This is a genomic window from Aquipuribacter sp. SD81, assembly GCF_037153975.1.
GTDB lineage: Bacteria > Actinomycetota > Actinomycetes > Actinomycetales > JBBAYJ01 > Aquipuribacter.
Genome location: NZ_JBBAYJ010000007.1, coordinates 57,057 through 74,626, shown reverse-complemented (window position 1 = coordinate 74,626; position 17,570 = coordinate 57,057). Strand labels below are relative to the sequence as shown.

General features: G+C 75.6%; 17 protein-coding genes and 1 tRNA gene. 2 read left to right on the top strand and 16 right to left on the bottom strand.

Annotated features, from left to right (window positions below; translation table 11 throughout):
* Positions 1–6 precede the first annotated feature (6 nt).
* The 8 genes from rsmA to rsmI form a co-directional block, all read right to left on the bottom strand.
* The gene (gene rsmA, locus WAA21_RS05940; protein WP_336921849.1) at positions 7–891 is read right to left on the bottom strand and encodes a 16S rRNA (adenine(1518)-N(6)/adenine(1519)-N(6))-dimethyltransferase RsmA; all 885 of its coding nucleotides are present in this window, start codon (positions 889–891) and stop codon (positions 7–9) included.
* Positions 892–937: 46 nt separating this feature from the next.
* Entirely contained in the window at positions 938–2,233 is a 1,296-nt protein-coding gene (locus WAA21_RS05935; protein ID WP_336921848.1) for a ubiquitin-like domain-containing protein, read from the bottom strand.
* 231 nt (positions 2,234–2,464) lie between these two features.
* Positions 2,465–3,391: a TatD family hydrolase gene (locus WAA21_RS05930; RefSeq protein ID WP_442893235.1), complete on the bottom strand. Its 927-nt coding sequence runs from the start codon at positions 3,389–3,391 to the stop codon at positions 2,465–2,467.
* A 308-nt stretch (positions 3,392–3,699) separates the two neighbouring features.
* Positions 3,700–5,499: a methionine--tRNA ligase gene (gene metG, locus WAA21_RS05925; RefSeq protein ID WP_336921847.1), complete on the bottom strand. Its 1,800-nt coding sequence runs from the start codon at positions 5,497–5,499 to the stop codon at positions 3,700–3,702.
* A gap of 35 nt (positions 5,500–5,534) precedes the next feature.
* The gene (locus tag WAA21_RS05920; protein ID WP_336921846.1) at positions 5,535–6,548 is read right to left on the bottom strand and encodes a GGDEF domain-containing protein; all 1,014 of its coding nucleotides are present in this window, start codon (positions 6,546–6,548) and stop codon (positions 5,535–5,537) included.
* Positions 6,549–6,627: 79 nt separating this feature from the next.
* Positions 6,628–7,845 (bottom strand): aminotransferase class I/II-fold pyridoxal phosphate-dependent enzyme, encoded by a 1,218-nt coding sequence (locus WAA21_RS05915; RefSeq protein WP_336921845.1) that lies wholly within the window; start codon positions 7,843–7,845, stop codon positions 6,628–6,630.
* 80 nt (positions 7,846–7,925) lie between these two features.
* On the bottom strand, positions 7,926–8,762 hold the full coding sequence (locus WAA21_RS05910; RefSeq protein WP_336921844.1) for a bacteriorhodopsin: 837 nt from the start codon (positions 8,760–8,762) through the stop codon (positions 7,926–7,928).
* 85 nt (positions 8,763–8,847) lie between these two features.
* Positions 8,848–9,717, bottom strand: coding sequence for a 16S rRNA (cytidine(1402)-2'-O)-methyltransferase (rsmI, locus tag WAA21_RS05905; RefSeq protein ID WP_336921843.1), 870 nt, complete (start codon positions 9,715–9,717; stop codon positions 8,848–8,850).
* A 60-nt stretch (positions 9,718–9,777) separates the two neighbouring features.
* Between rsmI and WAA21_RS05900 the strand changes: the two genes are divergently transcribed.
* Both WAA21_RS05900 and WAA21_RS05895 read left to right on the top strand, forming a co-directional pair.
* Entirely contained in the window at positions 9,778–11,451 is a 1,674-nt protein-coding gene (locus WAA21_RS05900) for a dolichyl-phosphate-mannose--protein mannosyltransferase (RefSeq protein ID WP_336921842.1), read from the top strand.
* A 303-nt stretch (positions 11,452–11,754) separates the two neighbouring features.
* The gene (locus WAA21_RS05895; protein WP_336921841.1) at positions 11,755–11,985 is read left to right on the top strand and encodes a DUF427 domain-containing protein; all 231 of its coding nucleotides are present in this window, start codon (positions 11,755–11,757) and stop codon (positions 11,983–11,985) included.
* On the opposite strand, the gene WAA21_RS05890 is transcribed toward WAA21_RS05895, so the two are convergent.
* The 8 genes from WAA21_RS05890 to glp all read right to left on the bottom strand — a co-directional run bounded on the left by WAA21_RS05890 (position 11,975) and on the right by glp (position 17,564).
* Entirely contained in the window at positions 11,975–12,550 is a 576-nt protein-coding gene (locus WAA21_RS05890) for a dihydrofolate reductase family protein (RefSeq protein WP_336921840.1), read from the bottom strand. The two genes, WAA21_RS05895 and WAA21_RS05890, sit on opposite strands and share 11 nt — an antisense overlap.
* Positions 12,551–12,646: 96 nt before the next feature.
* A tRNA-Ala gene (locus WAA21_RS05885) sits at positions 12,647–12,719 on the bottom strand.
* A 77-nt stretch (positions 12,720–12,796) separates the two neighbouring features.
* Positions 12,797–13,660, bottom strand: a complete 864-nt coding sequence (locus WAA21_RS05880; protein WP_336921839.1) for an NAD(P)H-binding protein — start codon at positions 13,658–13,660, stop codon at positions 12,797–12,799.
* 64 nt (positions 13,661–13,724) lie between these two features.
* Positions 13,725–14,606, bottom strand: a complete 882-nt coding sequence (locus tag WAA21_RS05875; RefSeq protein WP_336921838.1) for a hypothetical protein — start codon at positions 14,604–14,606, stop codon at positions 13,725–13,727.
* A gap of 40 nt (positions 14,607–14,646) precedes the next feature.
* Positions 14,647–15,258 carry a GNAT family N-acetyltransferase gene (locus tag WAA21_RS05870; RefSeq protein ID WP_336921837.1) on the bottom strand — a complete coding sequence of 204 codons (612 nt, stop codon included), beginning with the start codon at positions 15,256–15,258 and terminating at the stop codon, positions 14,647–14,649.
* On the bottom strand, positions 15,255–15,821 hold the full coding sequence (locus tag WAA21_RS05865) for a MogA/MoaB family molybdenum cofactor biosynthesis protein (protein ID WP_336921836.1): 567 nt from the start codon (positions 15,819–15,821) through the stop codon (positions 15,255–15,257). The genes WAA21_RS05870 and WAA21_RS05865 overlap by 4 nt, the downstream gene beginning before the upstream one ends.
* Positions 15,814–16,245 carry a cyclic pyranopterin monophosphate synthase MoaC gene (moaC, locus tag WAA21_RS05860; protein WP_442893240.1) on the bottom strand — a complete coding sequence of 144 codons (432 nt, stop codon included), beginning with the start codon at positions 16,243–16,245 and terminating at the stop codon, positions 15,814–15,816. Before moaC ends, WAA21_RS05865 begins: the two co-directional genes overlap by 8 nt.
* 50 nt (positions 16,246–16,295) lie before the next feature.
* Positions 16,296–17,564 carry a molybdotransferase-like divisome protein Glp gene (glp, locus tag WAA21_RS05855; protein ID WP_336921834.1) on the bottom strand — a complete coding sequence of 423 codons (1,269 nt, stop codon included), beginning with the start codon at positions 17,562–17,564 and terminating at the stop codon, positions 16,296–16,298.
* Positions 17,565–17,570 lie beyond the last annotated feature (6 nt).

Sequence of the window (17,570 nt, the reverse complement as noted above, 5' to 3'; positions counted from 1 at the left end):
CCGAGGCTAGGGGCTGTCCTCCTGCAGCGCGCCCCGGAACGCGGCCCGCCCACGGCGCAGCGCGTCGGCGACGGCCGCGAAGGCCGTGACGTCGAGCCGTTCGGCCCGCTCGCGCGGGTCGACGCCCGCCGCGAGGAGCGCGGCCTCCGCGGCGGCCGCCGACCCCGCGAGCGGGGCGAGCGACTGCCGCAGCGTCTTGCGCCGCTGCGCGAAGGCGGTGTCGACGACGGCGAAGACGTCCTCGCGGGGCGCCTCGGCCGCGGGCGGCTCGCGGCGCTCGAAGCCGACCAGGCCGGAGTCGACGCGCGGCACCGGCCAGAAGACCGTCGGTGCCACCGAGCCGACCCGGCGCGCCGCGGCGTACCACGCGAGCTTCACCGAGGGCACGCCGTAGACCCGGCCGCCGGGGGTGGCGCACAGCCGGTCGGCGACCTCCGACTGCACCATGACGACCCCGGAGCGCACGCTCGGCACCGCCCGGAGCACCCCGAGCAGGATGGGGACGGCGACGTTGTACGGCAGGTTCGCCACCAGGGCGTCCGGTGGGAGCGGCAGGTCGGCCGCGGCGACGGCGGTCGCGTCGCCCCGCACGACGTGGAGCCGGTCGACCGCACCCGGCAGGTGCTCGGCGACCGTGCCGGGCAGGGCCGCGGCCAGCCGCTCGTCGAGCTCGACGGCGACCACGCGCGCCCCGCTGGACAGCAGCGGCACCGTGAGCGACCCGAGGCCCGGGCCGACCTCGAGGACCGTGTCCCCGGGGCCGACGCCCGCCAGCCGGACGATGCGCGTGACCGTGCCCGGGTCGACGACGAAGTTCTGCCCCTTGCTCTTCGTCGGCGCGACGCCGTGCCGCGTCGCGAGGGCGCGCACGTCGACGGCCCCGAGCCCCACGAGGGGGCCGGGGCCGTCGTCGCCGGACGCGGTCAGGACGTGCCGCTCAGCTGTACAGACGCGGGCCGCAGTGCGGCCACTGGCCGACCCCGGCACGCTCGTACAGGGCCTTGGCGCGCGCGGTCTGCTCGGAGGCCGACGCCTGGCTCGGCAGGCCCGATCCGCCGACGGACTGCCACGTGGCCACGCTGAACTGGTACAGGCCGTGGTACAGGCCGTTGCCCGACACGATGGTCGGGCTGCCACCGGACTCGCACTGCGCGAGCGCCGCCCAGTTGAGGGAGTCGACGTCGCTGCCCACCGGCGCGGGGGCCGAGCCGCCGGAGGAGCCAGAGGAGCCGGAGGACCCGGAGGAACCGCCGGAGGAGGAGCCCGACGAGGAGCCGGAGGAGCGGCTCGAGGAGCTGCTGGCCGCCGCGCGGACGGGCTCCGGCGCCGGGCGCTGCTTCGTGCCCTCGGCGACGACGCGGTCCACGGGCTCGGTGACGACCTCGCGCGCGACCTCCTCGCGGGTCTCCTCGTCGCCGTCCACCAGGACGACGCGGTACGTCACGCGCTCCTCGCCGGGGCTGCCCTCCTCGACGACCTCGGTCTCGCCCTCGTAGACGTCGTCGGACTCCACGGTGCGCGAGCCGTGCTCGAGCTCGACGCTCTCGACGACGTCCTCCACCACGACGCGCTCGATTGTGACCTTCCGGCCCTCCACGAGGACGTCCTCCGGCGCCGGGTTGAGGCGGTCCAGCTCGCCGACGGTGAGGCCGAGCTCCTCGAGCAGGTCGCCGACGGTGGGGGCGGCGGACGTGACGGCCCGGGTCTCGCCGTCGGCGATCACGGTGAGGTTCTTGGGCACGCTCATCGTCAACGACAGACCCGAGCGCCCGATCGAGGCGGAGCGGGACGTCGACAGCCACGCGTCGGCGTGGCGCAGGCCGATGGCCGCGAGCGCGTCGTCGACGGTCAGCTCGGTCGTCCAGTACGTGCGCTCGTCCCCGGCGGGGTCGGCGACGGTCAGCTGGCGGGCGTACCGCACGACGACCTGGTCGCCGTCGGCGACGGTCTCGCCGATCGCGGGCGAGACGAGGTCGCGCTCGTCGACCTCGACACCGGCGGCGGCGAGCACGTCGCTCACCTCGCTGCCGAGGATGCGGACGTCCTGCGCCTGGCCGTCGACCTCGAGGGTGACGGTCCGGTCGAGGACGGCGTAGCCGGCTGCGCCGGCGCCGCCGGCGAGCACGAGCCCGGCGGCGAGGACGACCGGCAGGACGCGGCGCCGCGGCGAGGAGGGACGGAGGGCGGAGGAGACGCGGCTCGCGAGGCGCGAGGCAGCAGTGCTGAGGGTCAAGGCAGTCCACCTGTGAGTGCTGTCCGGATGCCGACGACGCTCGCGGGCGGGGCGATGCCCCGGCCCGCTCTGCTGCGGGCGGACGGAGAGGTCCGCAGGGGTCGGTTCCGGCTACCGCGCCGACCGTAACCGGATCGTGACCTAAACCCGAAACCCGCCGGCGTCTCTGTGACATGTCCCACAGGTCGCCGCGCAGCCCTCCGGTGCCCTCCGCTCCGACGTCCCCGCAGGTCAGAGGGGGTTCGTCGCCGGGTCCCCCCACGAGCCGTACACGCGCTCGCTGTTCGCGACGAGGGTCGCGCACAGGTCGACGAGGTCGGCGCCCCGGGCCTCCGCCATCGCGCGCACCGTGTGCGGCATGAGGTAGGAGGCGTTCGGCCGGCCGCGGTACGGGTGCGGGGTGAGGAACGGCGCGTCGGTCTCCACGAGCAGCAGCTCGCTCGGCAGCACCGCGCACGCCTCGCGCAGGGCCGCCGCGTTGCGGAAGGTGAGGACGCCGGCGAAGGAGCAGTACCAGCCGTGCTCGGCGGCGGTGCGGGCCAGCGCGACGTCGCCGGAGAAGCAGTGGAACACCGTGCGCTCCGGGGCCCCCTCGTCGAGCAGGACCCGGACGACGTCGTCGTGCGCGTCGCGGTCGTGCACCTGCAGCGCGAGGCCCGTGCGCCTCGCGAGGTCGATGTGGCGCCGGAACGACTCCTCCTGCTGGGCGCGGCCCTCCGGCGGGGTCCGGAAGTGGTCGAGCCCGGTCTCCCCCACCACCCGCATGCGGGGGTGGTCGAGCAGCGCCTCGACTTCCGCCAGCGCGGCGTCGAGGCCGGCGTCGTCGAGCGCCGCCGCCTCGTTCGGGTGGATCGCGACTCCGCCCAGCAGCGGCAGCACCCCGTCGGGTCCCGGGTGCTGGGCGTCGAGCAGCTCCCGCGTCCAGCGCGCCGCCTCGAGGTCGCAGCCGATCTGCACCGCTCGGCCCACCCCGGCGGCACGGGCGAGACCGAGGAGGTCCTCGACGCTGCGCTCCTGCCCGTCGGCGACGTCGAGGTGCGTGTGGTTGTCCGGCACGTCGAGCGGCAGCGGCTCCGGCGGCGGCGGGGCGGTCCGGTCGCGCTCGCGTCCGTCGGCCTCGCTCGTCGCGTCGCGGGAGCGGATGGGTCGCAGCGGCACGCGACCGAGGCTAGCCAGCACCCGGTCCGGGCCGCGCCGGGGCGGAGCGGTCGGCGCCGTTCCGACCCCCGTTCCGACCCCCGCCTGACGCAGCAAGGGGGTCCCGGGCGCTCACGACGAGGGCTGGGCCCAGCGCTCCGACACGCCGCGACAGGGCCGCAGGACCCAGCACTCGTCGCCTCGGCACGAGTGCTGGGTCCCGGACGCGGCCACCGGCGTGTCGCGCCCCGTGGGCCAGCCCTCGTCGTGAGTGTGCGGACCCCCTGTACCGCCCGCGGCGCGCGGCGCCCCGGCGCCCGGCGGGCCGGTCAGGCCTCGCCGCGCAGGCGCGCGAGCTCCGTCTCCACGACCGAGTCGTCGAGCTTGGTGAACACCGGCGTCGGCTTGGCGACGGGCGTACCCGGAACGACCGGCACGCGGTGCCAGGTGCCGCGCATCGACGTGTAGTCGCCCGTGAGCACGGGGTACGGCGCCCCGCCGTCGAGGTCGTCGACCTCGCGCACCTCCGGCACGGGCGCGAAGACGCCGGTGCGCCCGAACGTCTCGTGGACCTTCTGCGCCGAGTGGGGCAGGAACGGCGCGAGCAGCGTGTTGCAGTCGCTCACGCACTGCGCCGCGACGTGGAGGATCGTCCGCATCCGCTCCGGGTCGCTCGTGGTCAGCTTGAAGGGCGCGGTCTCGGAGATGTACGCGTTCACCTCGCCGACCGCGCGCATCGCCTCGGCGAGCGCCGCCTTCTGCCGGTGGGTGCGCAGCAGCCCGCCGACGGTGCCGAAGGCGGCCTCGACGGTGTCGAGGAGCGCGGTGTCGACGGGCTCGAGCGCGCCCGCCTCGGGGACCGAGCCGACGTTCTTCGCGATGAGGCTCGCCGTCCGGTTGACGAGGTTGCCCCAGCCGGCCACGAGCTCGGTGTTGGTGCGCCGGACGAACTCCGCCCACGTGAAGTCCGCGTCGGCGGTCTCCGGGCCGGCCGCGCAGATGAAGTAGCGCAGCGCGTCGGGCTGGTAGCGCTCGAGCACGTCGCGCACGTAGATGACGACACCGCGGGAGGAGCTGAACTGCCGGCCCTCCATGGTGAGGAACTCGCTCGAGACGACCTCCGTCGGCAGCTGCAGGTCGCCGAACGGGCCCTGCTGCCCACCGCGGGCGCCCCGCCCGTCGTGCGCGAGGAGCTCGGCGGGCCAGATCTGGGAGTGGAAGGTGATGTTGTCCTTGCCCATGAAGTAGTACGACAGGGCCTCGGGGTCGTTCCACCACTCGCGCCAGCGCTCGGGGTCGCCGAGCCGGCGCGCCCACTCCACCGACGCGGACAGGTAGCCGACGACCGCGTCGAACCACACGTAGATCCGCTTGTTCGGGTTGTCCTCCCAGCCCTCCAGCGGCACCCGGATGCCCCAGTCGAGGTCGCGGGTGATGGCGCGGGGCCGCACGTCCTCCAGCAGGTTGAGGCTGAAGCGGATGACGTTGGGCCGCCACGTGCCGTCCCGCTCGACCTCGTGCAGCCACTGCCCGAGGGCGTCGGCGAGCGCCGGCAGGTCGAGGAACAGGTGCTCGGTCTCGACGAACTCCGGCACCTCGCCGTCGATGCGGCTGCGCGGCTCGAGCAGGTCCTGCGGGTCGAGCTGGTTGCCGCAGTTGTCGCACTGGTCGCCGCGGGCGGAGGGGTAGCCGCAGATGGGGCACGTGCCCTCGATGTAGCGGTCCGGCAGCGTGCGACCGGTCCGCGGGCTCACCGCGCCGAGCTGCGTCCGGGCGACGATGTAGCCGTTGTCAGCGACGGCGCGGAACAGCGTCTGCACGACCTGGTGGTGGTTGCGGGTGCTCGTGCGGGTGAAGAGGTCGTACGACAGCCCGAGCGCGGCCAGGTCCTCGACGATGACGCGGTTGTAGCGGTCGGCGAGCTCCTGGGGGCTGACGCCCTCCTTCTCGGCCTGCACGAGGATCGGCGTCCCGTGCTCGTCGGTGCCGGACACCATGAGCACGTCGTGGCCCGCCATGCGCATGTACCGGCTGAACACGTCGGAGGGGACGCCGAAACCGGCGACGTGGCCGATGTGGCGGGGGCCGTTGGCGTACGGCCACGCCACCGCCGAGAGCACGTGGGTCATGCTCGCCAGCCTAGGTGGCGGCGCCGCCGGTCCTGTCAGCCGACGAGGGAGCGGTCCCCGCCGGAGCGCTTGGCCTCGTACATGAGCCGGTCGGCCTCGTCCATGCGCCGCAGCAGCCACGCGCGGCGGTCCTCCACCGCCGCGGGGGGCAGCGCCTCCACCGCCCCCACGCTGACGGTCGGGCGCGAGCCGTCGGGCAGCCGCACCGCGACCGTGGCCGACCGCACGCACTCCGCGAGCAGGGCGGTCGGGACGCCGGTCGAGGGTGCGACGACGAGGAACTCCTCGCCCCCCAGCCGGGCGACGAGCAGCGGCCGCCCGCTCACCGGCTGCCGTCCCAGCGCGTGCAGCTCCCGCACGAGGCCGACGAGCACGTCGTCGCCGACCGCGTGGCCGAAGGTGTCGTTGAGGTGCTTGAAGCCGTCGAGGTCGAGGGCCACGACGACGACCGCGTCGGCGGCCGCGTCGCACACCTCGTCGAGTCCCTCGAACAGCCCGCGCCGGTTGAGCGCGCCGGTGAGGGAGTCGGTGAGCGCGAGGCGCCGCTCGCGCGCGTGCGCCGCGTCCAGCTGCGTCCTCACCCGCAGGATCGCGACGGCGGGTGCGGCGACGCCGGCGACCACCGCGACCGACGCCCCGAGGGTCTTCACGGGGTCGTCCGCGACGTACGCGACGCAGACGAGCGAGCCGACCGCCGACACCGCGATCTGCCACCACGTACCTCGCCGGCCGAGCCTCGCCGCGGCGACGGTGCTGAGCACACCGAGGAAGAGCGGGACGAGGAGGGCCATCTCGGGCTCGGTCCCCGCGAGGGCCCCGACCACCGCCGCGGCGGAGAACAGCGTGAGGCACGCCGGGACGACCCGGTGCACGTGGGAGCCGGAGAGCAGGAGCAGGAGGGCGGCGAGGCTGAAGACCGCGAGGGTGACGGCGGCCAGGACGAGACCGGGCCCGTCACGGTGCTGTCCGGGCAGCAGCCAGACGGCGACCGTCGGCCACAGCACGAGGACCAGGACGCGGACGGTCCGGAGGACGGGGTCGCCTCGCACGTGATCACCATGTCACCCACGGGTACGCGCTGTCAGTAGTTCCTCACGTTCCGCACCCGGACGCCGTGCACGACGCCACTCAACCCGACAGGGCGGGAAGGCCCCGCCGCAGCTGCCGGACCGCCTGGGCGATGCGCTGCTCGTTCTCGATGAGGGCGAAGCGCACGTGCCCGTCGCCGTCCGGGCCGAAGCCGACCCCCGGCGCCACCGCCACGTCGCAGTCGGTGACGAGGCGGGTGGCGAAGGCGACGCTGCCCTCCTCGCGGTAGGCGGGCGGGACGGGCGCCCACACGAACATCGACCCGCGCGGGCGGGGCACGCGCCAGCCGATCCGGGCGAGCCCGTCGCACAGCGCGTCGCGGCGCGAGCGGTACACCTCGCTCACGTGCTGCGGGTACTCGGCGGCGTCGGTGAGCGTGACGGTCGCCGCGATCTGGATGGGCTGGAACGTGCCGTAGTCGAGGTAGCTCTTGAGCTTGGCGAGCGCGGCGACGACGTCGGCGCGCCCGACGAGGAACGCGACGCGCCACCCGGCCATCGAGAAGGACTTCGTCATCGAGTACAGCTCGACGGCCACGTCGGTCCCGCCCTCGCACGCCAGCACCGACGGGGGCCGCCAGCCGTCGAAGGCGACGTCGGCGTACGCGAAGTCGTGGACGAGCACGACGTCCCTGTCCCTCGCCCAGTCCACCAGGCGCTGCAGGTCGGCCTGCTCGACGACGGCGCCGGTGGGGTTGTGGGGGAACGACAGCACGACGACCCGAGGGCGCGGCCAGCCGTGCTCCCACTGCGTCATGACGTTGTCGACGTAGGCGCGGCCGTGCCGGAAGGGGTTGGCCTGGTCCTCGTAGCGGTCGGGGGTGCCCATCGGCACCTGCCGCACGTCCGCGCCGGCGAGGTACGGGCCCCAGATGTGGATGGGGTAGCTGGGCTGCGGCACCAGGGCGGAGTCGCCGGGCTGCAGCAGCACCCACATGAGGTGGCTGAAGCCCTCCTTCGCGCCGATGACGCTCATCACCTGCGTCTCGGGGTCGAGGTCGACCCCGAAGACGTCGTGGTAGCGGCGGGCGACGGCCTGACGCAGCCGCGGGATCCCGCGCGAGGAGGAGTACCGGTGGTTGCGCGGGTTGCGGGCGGCCTCGGCGAGCTTGTCGACGGCGAGGTCCGGGCTCGGCACGTCGGGGTTGCCGAAGCCGAGGTCGACGACGTCGCGTCCCTCCCGGCGGGCCTGCTGCTTGAGCCCGTCGATGATCGTGAAGACGTACGGGGGCAGGCCGCCGATGCGCCGGAACTCCATCGCCCGAGCCTAGGAGCCCCGGACGGGTCCGCGAGGGAACCGTCCGGGGCCGAGCCGGCCACCTGTCGGCAGGTGGCCGCTCACACGCGACCGGGGGCCTGCACCTCGGTGATGCCGCCGCGCACCCGCGCGACGTCGGAGGGGACGGCGTCGGTGAAGCCCTCGGCGATGCTCACCTTGCGCGCGATGACGGCGAGGAGGACTCCGTAGATGACCTTGGACGTGATGTCGGCGACCGTGTACGTGATCTGCCGCGCGACCACGCCGTCGGTCCCGTCGATGAGGACCGGCATGAGGTACGCGCCCGGGTAGAGCATCCACGAGACGAACAGCAGCCACCAGACCGACTTCGCGAGACCGCGGGCGTTCTCCGGCAGGCGCGGCAGGTTGCCGTGGACCACGCGGTACACGAGCACGAGGATGACGAGGAAGAAGACGGTGCTGACGGCGCCCCACACCCAGAACGGGGCGGTGCGCTCGACCTCGTAGTACTGCCCGACGTAGCCGGTGTAGACCATGAGCAGGCCCGCGCCCGCGAACAGCGCCCACGCGCGCCGGAACGCCGCACCCGTCACCCCCATGACGATGAGGAGCTGCGTGAGCAGCACGGGCACGTCGATCGACCAGTTCATGTAGCGGTAGCCGTTGGAGAAGGCGGTCTCGGCCTGCACGAACGCCTCCCCGTCCCAGCGGAAGGCCTGCGTCCAGCGCTGGGAGATGACGTACAGCTCGAGCAGGGCCGACACCATCACCACCGCGGACAGCGCGGACGACAGCCGGTAGCGCGGGTGGCTGTTGGAGGAGGTGACGAGGAAGAAGACGAGGCCGGCCGCCATGGCGGCGTAGCCGAGGGTGAAGACGTGGGACACGATCGTGTACGAGACGAAGTCGTACACGTACTCGTTCTCGATGTTCATGGTGGGAGCCCCCGAGGGTCGCGGTCGGGTAGTCCCTCGACCGTCCCCGCCGTCGCGCGTGCGCACAACCTGGGGCGAGCGGGGCTCAGCCCCGGCGGGCGGCGAGGACGGCGTCGTAGAGCGCGTTCTTGCGCACGCCGCGCAGCGACGCCACCTCCGCGACGGCGTCCTTGAGGCGCAGGCCGGCGGCCTCGCGGGCCGTCACCTCCGCGACGAGGTCCGCCGGCTCCGCGGCCTCCACGACGGCGCCCGCGAGCACCACGGTGACCTCGCCGAGCACGGTGGCCGCGCCGGCCCAGGCCGCGAGCTCGGCGAGCGTGCCGCGGCGGACCTCCTCGTAGGTCTTCGTCAGCTCCCGGCACACCGCGGCCCGCCGCGTGGCGCCGAGCACCTCCGCGGCGTGGTCGAGCATCTCCGCGAGCCGGTGGGGCGCCTCGAAGAGGACGACGGTGCGCTGCTCGGCGACGAGACCGGCGAGGGCGCGCTCACGCTCGCCGCGCCTGCGGGGCAGGAACCCGTCGAAGGCGAAGCGGTCGGTCGGCAGACCGGACACCGCGAGCGCCGCGAGCACCGCGCTCGGGCCCGGCAGCACCGTGACGGGCAGGCCCGCCTCGACCGCGGCGACGACGGCTCGGTAGCCGGGGTCGGACACGGTCGGCATGCCGGCGTCCGTGACGACGAGCACGGTGCGGCCGGCCTGCACCTCCGCCAGCAGCGCCGAGGACGAGCCGCCGGAGCCGCCGGTCTCGTTGTGCTCGTGGTGCGCGACGACGCGGCCGCGGACGTCGACCCCTAGCGCCCCGGTGAGCCGGCGCAGGCGGCGGGTGTCCTCGGCGGCGACGACGTCGGCCTCCGCGAGCCAGCGACGCAGCCGCGCGCTCGCGTCGTCGGGGTCCCCGATGGGGGTGGCGGCCAGCAGCAGGCGCCCGGTCGACGGGCCGTCCGGGACGGGCACGCGACGACGGTATCCGGCGCAGCCGCCGGTGCCACCGGGAGCCGCCCGTAGCCTGGGCCCGTGAGCAGCAGCACGGGGACGGTGCTCGACCGCCGTCCGGGGGCCGGGCGGGACGACGCGGGCGCGGTCGCGGCGACGCGGCAGCGGCTGCGCGAGCGCCTCGGCCTCGTGCACCCCGAGCCGGCGTGGTGGGCGTGGGCCGTCGCCGCGGTCATGGGCGGCATCGCCGCGCTGCTCCGCCTGCCCGGCCTCGGCCGCCCCGCCGAGCTCGTGTTCGACGAGACGTACTACGTCAAGCAGGCGTACTCGATGCTGCTGTTCGGGCACGAGGTCCGGGCGCTGGAGGACCCGGACCCGCCGGACCCGAAGCCCGAGGACTGGTCGGACACCTACGCCAACGACCTCTTCAACTCCGGCACGCTCGACGTGTTCGACCGCGGCAACCCGGACTTCGTCGTCCACCCGCCGCTCGGCAAGTGGATGATCGCGGCGGGCATGCGCCTGGACCCCGACGACACGTTCTTCTGGCGGCTGTCCGCCGCGGTCGTCGGTGTGCTCATGGTCGTGCTGGTCGTGCTCGTCGCCCGGGCGCTGTTCGGCTCGGCGCTGCTCGGCGGGGTCGCGGGGCTGCTGCTCGCGGTCGACGGGCACCACATCGTGCACTCGCGCACGAGCCTGCTCGACATCTTCCTCGCCTTCTGGGTGCTCGTGGCCTTCGCGCTGCTGCTCGCCGACCGCTTCGCGGCGCGGGAACGGCTGGCGCGACGCGTCGCGGAGACCGTCGCGGCCGGCCGACGGCTCGACCCGTACGGGCCGTGGCTGGGCTGGCGGCCCTACCGCCTGCTGGCGGGGGTCGCGCTGGGCGCGGCGTGCGCGACCAAGTGGTCGGGCCTGTACGTGCTCGCGGCGTTCGGCGTGCTCACCGTGCTGTGGGACATGGGTGCGCGCCGCGCGGTCGGGGTCGACCGCTGGTTCACGGGGATGCTCGTGCGCGACTCGTGGTTCGCGTTCCTCGCCCTGGTCCCGGTCGCGTTCGTCACCTACCTGGCGTCGTGGACGGGCTGGTTCCGCTCGCCGGACGCGTACAGCCGGCAGTGGGCGGCGGAGAACCCGGACGAGGCGACCCCGTGGCTGCCCGACGCGCTCGCGAGCCTGTGGCACTACCACGTCTCCGCGTACGACTTCCACCGCTCGATCAACACGGTCGACAACGAGCACCCGTACATGGCGAACCCCTGGTCGTGGCTCGTCATGGGCCGGCCGACGTCGTTCTACTACCGCGGCCAGAACGAGGGGCTGGAGGGCTGCGGCGCCGACGCCTGCAGCTCGGCGGTGACGTCGCTCGGCAACCCGGTCGTGTGGTGGGGCGGCACCATCGCCGTCGTCGTCTGCCTGCTCGCGTGGCTGCTGCGTCGCGACTGGCGGGCCGGGGCGGTGCTCGTGCCGCTCGCGGCCTGCTACCTGCCGTGGTTCGCCTTCCAGGACCGCACGATCTTCTACTTCTACGCCGTCGCCTTCGTGCCGTACCTCGTGCTCGCCCTCACGTACGCCCTCGGGCTGCTGCTCGGGCCGGTGACCGCCTCGCCGGACCGGCGCCTGTGGGGGGCGGTCGGCGTCGGGGCGGTCGTCGTCGGCGCGGTCGCGTGCCTGCTGTTCTTCTACCCCGTGTGGACGGCGCAGGTCATCACGACCTCGGAGTGGCGCCTGCGCATGTGGTGGCCGAGCTGGGTCTGACCTGGTCGTGACGGCGGCCGGGCCGGTCGGGCCGGGCTCGTGCGGGCCGGTCGCAGGCACCGGTCGTACGGACCGGTCGTAGGGATCGGTCGTAGGGATCGGTCGTGCACGACCACCTGGGGCGAGGTGCTGCACCACTCGCGTCACGCACGACCGTGTCGCGCCCGACAGGGTCGCGCACGAGACGGTCGGGCACGACACGGTCGTGCGTGAGGCAGCGGCGACACCCGCCCCCTCCAGGTGGTCGTGCACGACACGTCCGAGCGTTAAGGCGACCGCGGCACCGACCACCTGCTGCTGCTCGTGCCCGACGTACGTCCGTGCGCTCGCGACGCCGGAGGGGCCGCGCGACAGCACCACGGCCACGCCTGCCCGTACGAGGGCGACGCGACGTACCGCTCGCTCGTCGGCGGCCCCGCCGACGTCGCGTGGGGCTACGAGGAGCCGCTGCCCGAGGCGCTGCCGCTGCCCGGGCACGTGTGCTTCATGGGTGGGGGCGTACGGACCGAGGTCGACGGGCGCGTCACGGGCTGAGCGCGTCGTGCGCCGGCCGGACCTCGTAGACGAGCCGAGCGAACTGCCCGTGGGCGGCGGCGGAGCGCAGCCGGAGCCGCTCGGAGGTGACGCGCCGCGGCAGCAGCGGCGCGCCGCCGCCGAGGGCGACCGGCGCCACGGACAGGGCGACCTCGTCGAGGGCGCCCGCGTCGAGGAACTGACCGGCGAGGTCGCCCCCTCCCACGACCCAGATGTCGCCGTCGCCGGCGGCCTCGCGCAGCCGCGGCAGGACGTCGGCGACCGGCCCGCGCACGAACCGCACGTCGGCACCGGTGGGCACCGGCAGGTCCCGGTGGGTGAAGACGAACGTCGGGCGGTCGCCGTGGAAGCCCTGCCACTTCTCGGGGTGGGCGAGCACGTCCTCCTCGCGGAGGATCCACTCGTACGTCGTCGAGCCCTCGACGAGCACGCTCGCGCCGCTGGGGAAGAGCGCCTCGTCGGGGTCCTCGCCCCCCTCGACGGCGAAGAGCCAGGCGAGGGAGCCGTCCGGGTCGGCGATGAAGCCGTCGATGCTCGTGGCGGTGTCGAAGAGGATGCGTCCCACGGCCGGTGACCGTAGGGGCGCGGTCCGACAGCGACGGTCGGGCGGTCGCCCGCCCCGGACGAGCGTCGGGGCCGGTCGGTGACCGGCCCCGGTGGGTGGAGCTGAGGGGACTCGAACCCCTGACCCCCTCGTTGCGAACGAGGTGCGCTACCAGCTGCGCCACAGCCCCTTGCGAGCCACGAGGTTAGCACCGCGCCGGACCCCGCCACGACGCCCGAGGCCGCCGCCGACGCCCGTGGGCGGCGGTCAGAGGCCCACCTCGTGCAGGTACTGCCCGAGGCTGCGTGCGGGACGGCCGGTCACCTCCGCCACCGTGCCGGTCACCTCGGCGAAGCGTCCGGCCGCGACGCGCTCGAAGGTGTACGCGCTGAGCGCGCGCTCGAAGCCGTCGCTGCCTGCGACCGCCTCCTCGACGCTCGTGGACCGGTGGCTCACCGGCCGCCCGGCCGCGGCGGCGAGCCGTGCGGCGGTCTCCCGGAGCGTGAGCGACTCCGGCCCGGACAGCTCGAGCACCCGCCCAAGGAGACCGTCGGACACGAGGGCCCGCTCCGCCACCGCCGCGATGTCGCGGGCGTCGATCCACGCCACGGGCGCTCCGCCGTCGGCGAAGGGCAGCTCACCGTCCTGCCGCACCGCGTCACCGAAGAAGCGCGGGTCCGTGAGGACCTGCATGAACCAGCTGGGGCGCAGCACCGTCCACGGCAGGCCGCTGTCGCGGACGGCCCGCTCGGCCCGCACCGTCCAGCCGTCGGGCCCGCCGTCGTCGGCGTTGCGCTCCGACAGGAGCACGACGCGCGTCCCCGGGTCGACGTCCGCGAGCACGTCCCGCAGGATCTCCGGCGCGTCGGACCGGATGGGCAGCACGACGTACACCGCGTCGACGCCGTCGAGGGCCGCCGGCCAGCCGGCCGGGTCGTCCCACGACAGGCGCGTCGGGGTCACCCCCTCGAGGTCGACCGCCTCCGGCCTGCTGCTGCCGCCCAGCACCTCGACGTCGCCCTGCCGGGCGAGGAGGGCCGCGAGGGGGACGCTGGTCGTACCGCGCGCCCCGGTCAGCAGGACCCGGCGGGGTGGCGGCGGCGCGGGGGCGGGGTCGTCGGCTGCGGGCACGGCACGACCCTAGGCACCCGGTGAGGCGTCGGCCCGCTCGCGGCGGACCGCTGGTCCGGGTCCGTCAGCCGGCGGCGCTGCGCCGCTCGGGCGGCTGCTCCGCCATGGGGGCGGCGTCGTCGGCGGCGGGGGCGGTCCCGGACTGCTCACGCGGCGGCGTCGAGGGACCGGTCGCCGCGCGGCCGGGCTCCGCGTCGCCGAGGGCGACGGGCGGAAGCGACCACGGCAGGGCCGGCGGGCGCGGGCTGACGGGCTTGTTGACGTACACGGGTGCGGGGACGGCGGCCGGGGTCCACGTGCCGTCGCCCTGCTCCCCGACCGCGGCGCGGCGTGGCGCCTCCACCCCGGTCGCACGACCCGCCGGGATCGTCGACGGCGCGGCCACGGGGGACGACGCGGGCGGCGGGGCGGGGCGGGAGGCGCGGGCGTCGAAGACCTCGGTCGCGACGCGGCGGGCCCGGGGCGGCAGGTCGACGGCGGTGCGGCGGACCGGCGCGTGACGGCGGCGGGCCCCGGCGGCGGACACGGCTCCGGACACGACGACGGCACCGAGCCAGCCGACGGCCGCGACGGGCGCCCACCACGGCACCGCCCCGAACGGCGCGGCGAGGCCGGTGGCGACGAGCACGACGACCCCGACCAGCGCGGCCCACGCGCGCACGCGGGTCGCGAGGCGGTCGGTGGCCGAGCGGCGCCGCAGGGTCTCGGCGAGGTCCGGGGTGGGCCGCGCCGGCATGCGGTCGGAGACCAGCGGCCGGTCGGCGGTCAGCACGACCCGGTGCGAGGGCCGCTGGGCGGCGGGGCGCTCGAGCACCCGGACCGCCGCCGACGACCGGTCGCCGTCCCGGTTCTCCAGCCGCGCCGCCCGCTCGCGGGCGAGCACCGGCACGAGGTAGACGACCCAGAAGCCTGCGATGACGAGGAAGATGATCCCGCCCGTGCCCACGTGACGACCGTAGGTGCGCGGGTCGCCGCGGGCGTGGACCTCACAGGTGTGTCGCGACCTCGTGGCTGCCGCTCGAGCGCTGGTGCGCCCGGGCGTGCAGGCCGTCCGGCACCTCCTCGGCGAGGACCGCGAAGGACAGGTGGTCGCGCCAGTCGCCGTCGATGTGCAGCAGCCCGCGGCGCAGCCCCTCCTCGCGCAGGCCGAGCCTGCGTGCGACGGCGAGGCTCGGGCCGTTCTCCGGCCGGATGTTCACCTCCATGCGGTGCAGCCCGGCCGCGAAGCAGTGGTCGACCGCGAGCCCCACGGCGCACGGCACGTGCCCTCGTCCCGCCACCGCGCGGTCGATCCAGTACCCGACCGTCCCGCTGCGGAACGCGCCCCACGCGAGCAGCGACACCGTCAGCTGCCCCCGCAGCCGGCCGTCGACGTCGATCGCGAACGGCAGCGCCCGGCCCTCTCGAGCCTGCCGGCGCATACCCGCCACCATCTGGGCGAAGGTCGGGGGCGTGGCGGAGTCCGGCGACGTCGCCTCCCACGGCTGCAGCCAGTCGCGGTTGCGGACCTGCACCTCCTCCCACGCGTGCTGGTCGCGTCGGCGAAGCGGGCGCAGCCGGAGCGGCCCGTGCCCGAGCTCGACCGGCCAGAGCCTCACGCGTCCCCCCTGCCGCCGGGGTGCAGCCGCTCCCCCGGCGTCCCGCCGAGCAGCGCCACGGCGTGCGGCAGCAACGGGCCGAGGACCTCCAGCGCGTCGCGGCACGCGCCGGTCGAGCCGGGCAGGGCCACGACGAGGCTCCGTCCCGCGACACCCGCGACCGAGCGCGACAGCGCCGCGGTGGCGACGCCGCGGGCACGGCCGTCGGCGCGCAGCGCCTCCGCGATGCCCGGGACCTCGCGCTCGAGCAGCGGGCGGACCTGCTCCGGTGTGGTGTCGTCGGGGCTCAGGCCGGTGCCGCCGGTGAGCAGGACGACGTCGGCCCCGTCGGCCAGGGCCGAGCGGAGGGCGTCGGCGACCGCGTCGCCGTCGGGCACGACCCGGGCGTCGGGGGTGTCGAGGCCGAGCCCGCGCAGCCCGTCGACGAGCAGCGGGCCGGAGCGGTCCGCCGCGGTGCCCGCCGCCGCACTCGTCGACACCGTGACGACCACGGCCCTGCCCGTCGCGACGGGAGCGCCGCTGGCCGCGCCCGACCCGGCGCCGCCGGGAGCGTGCTCAGCCACCGCGGACCCAGTCCCCGGAACGGCCACCGCGCTTGGCCACGACCCGCACGTCGGTGATCTCGCTCTCGCGGTCGAGCGCCTTCACCATGTCGACGACCGCGAGACCGGCGACCGCGACCGCGGTGAGCGCCTCCATCTCCACGCCGGTGCGCTCCGCCGTCCGGACGCTCGCGCGCAGCGACACGCCCGCGTCGACGACCTCGACGTCCATGACGACGCCGTGCACCGCGACGGGGTGGGCGAGCGGGACGAGGTCGGGGGTCCGCTTCGTCGCCTGGATGCCGGCGAGGCGGGCGACGGCGAGCACGTCGCCCTTCGGGACGCTCGCGTCGCGCAGCGCCGCGACGACGTGCGGCGCGCACCGCACCAGGCCGGTCGCGACGGCCTCGCGGACCGTGACGGGCTTGGCGCTCACGTCGACCATGCGCGCCTGGCCGGCGGCGTCGACGTGCGTGAGCCCGCGCGGCTCCTCGCTCACCGCGGCACCGCCCCGACCAGGAGGCACTCGAGGGTGTCGCCCTCGGCGACGGCGGTGACGGCCTCGGGGACGACGGCGAGCGCGTCCGCGGTCGCGAGGTCGGCGACAAGGTGGCTGCCCTGGCCGCCGACCGCCTCGCAGACGAGGCCGCCGCCGGCGCTGCGCTCCAGCCGGACCCGCGCGTACTGCCGCTTGCCCTCGGGCGAGGCCCAGCCCCCGCGGACCGTCGCCGGGACGGTGGGCCGCAGCACGTCGCGCTCCCCGAGCACGGTCCGCAGCGCCGGTCGCACGAACACCTCGAAGGACACCATCGCGCTCACCGGGTTGCCCGGCAGGCAGAACACGGGCACGTCCCGCCCGTCGGCTCCCCGCAGCACACCGAGACCCTGCGGCATGCCGGGCTGCACCGCGACCCGACGGAAGCGCACCGTCCCGCTGTCGCGCAGCACCGCCTTGACGACGTCGAACGCACCCGCGGACACGCCCCCCGTCGTCACGAGCACGTCGGCGGCGCCCAGCGCGTCGGCGAGGGCGGCGCGGAAGCCGTCGGGGTCGTCCGGCACGGCGCCGGCCCGGGTGACGCGGCAGCCCAGCTCGAGGGCCGCCGCCGCCACGCCGACGCCGTTGGAGTCGTGCACCTGGCCCGGGCGCAGCGGCGCCCCCGGCGCGACGACCTCGTCGCCGGTGCTCATGACGACGACGCGGGGCGCGGGACGTACCCGCACCGAGGCCCGGCCGACCGCGGTGAGCAGGGACAGCCGGCGCGGGTCGAGCGGGTCGCCGACCCGCGCCACGACCTCGCCCGCGGCGACGTCGCTGCCCGCCCGCCGCACGAAGCGACCCGGAACGGCCTCGGCCCGCAGCCGGACGACGTCGGTCCCGCCGTCGGTCTGCTCGACGGGCACGACGCCGTCGGCTCCGGCGGGCACGACCCCGCCCGTCATGATCCGGACGGCGGTGCCGGGGGCGAGGGGCGCCGCGTGCTCGCCGGCCGCGACGTCACCGACGACGGGCAGCTCGACGGGGGTCGCCTCGCTCGCGCCCGCGACGTCGGCGCACCGCACGGCGTAGCCGTCCATGCCGGAGTTGTCGGCGCCCGGCAGCGGGGCGGGTGCGACGACGTCCTCGGCGAGCACCCGGCCGAGCGCGTCCAAGAGGGGCAGGTCGGCGGGCGGCAGCGGCACGGCGAGCGCGAGGCACTCGCGCAGGTGCTCGTCCACCCCCAGCAGCCCGGCCCCCGGCAGCCCGCCGCCCGCCGCGCTCACCGCCGC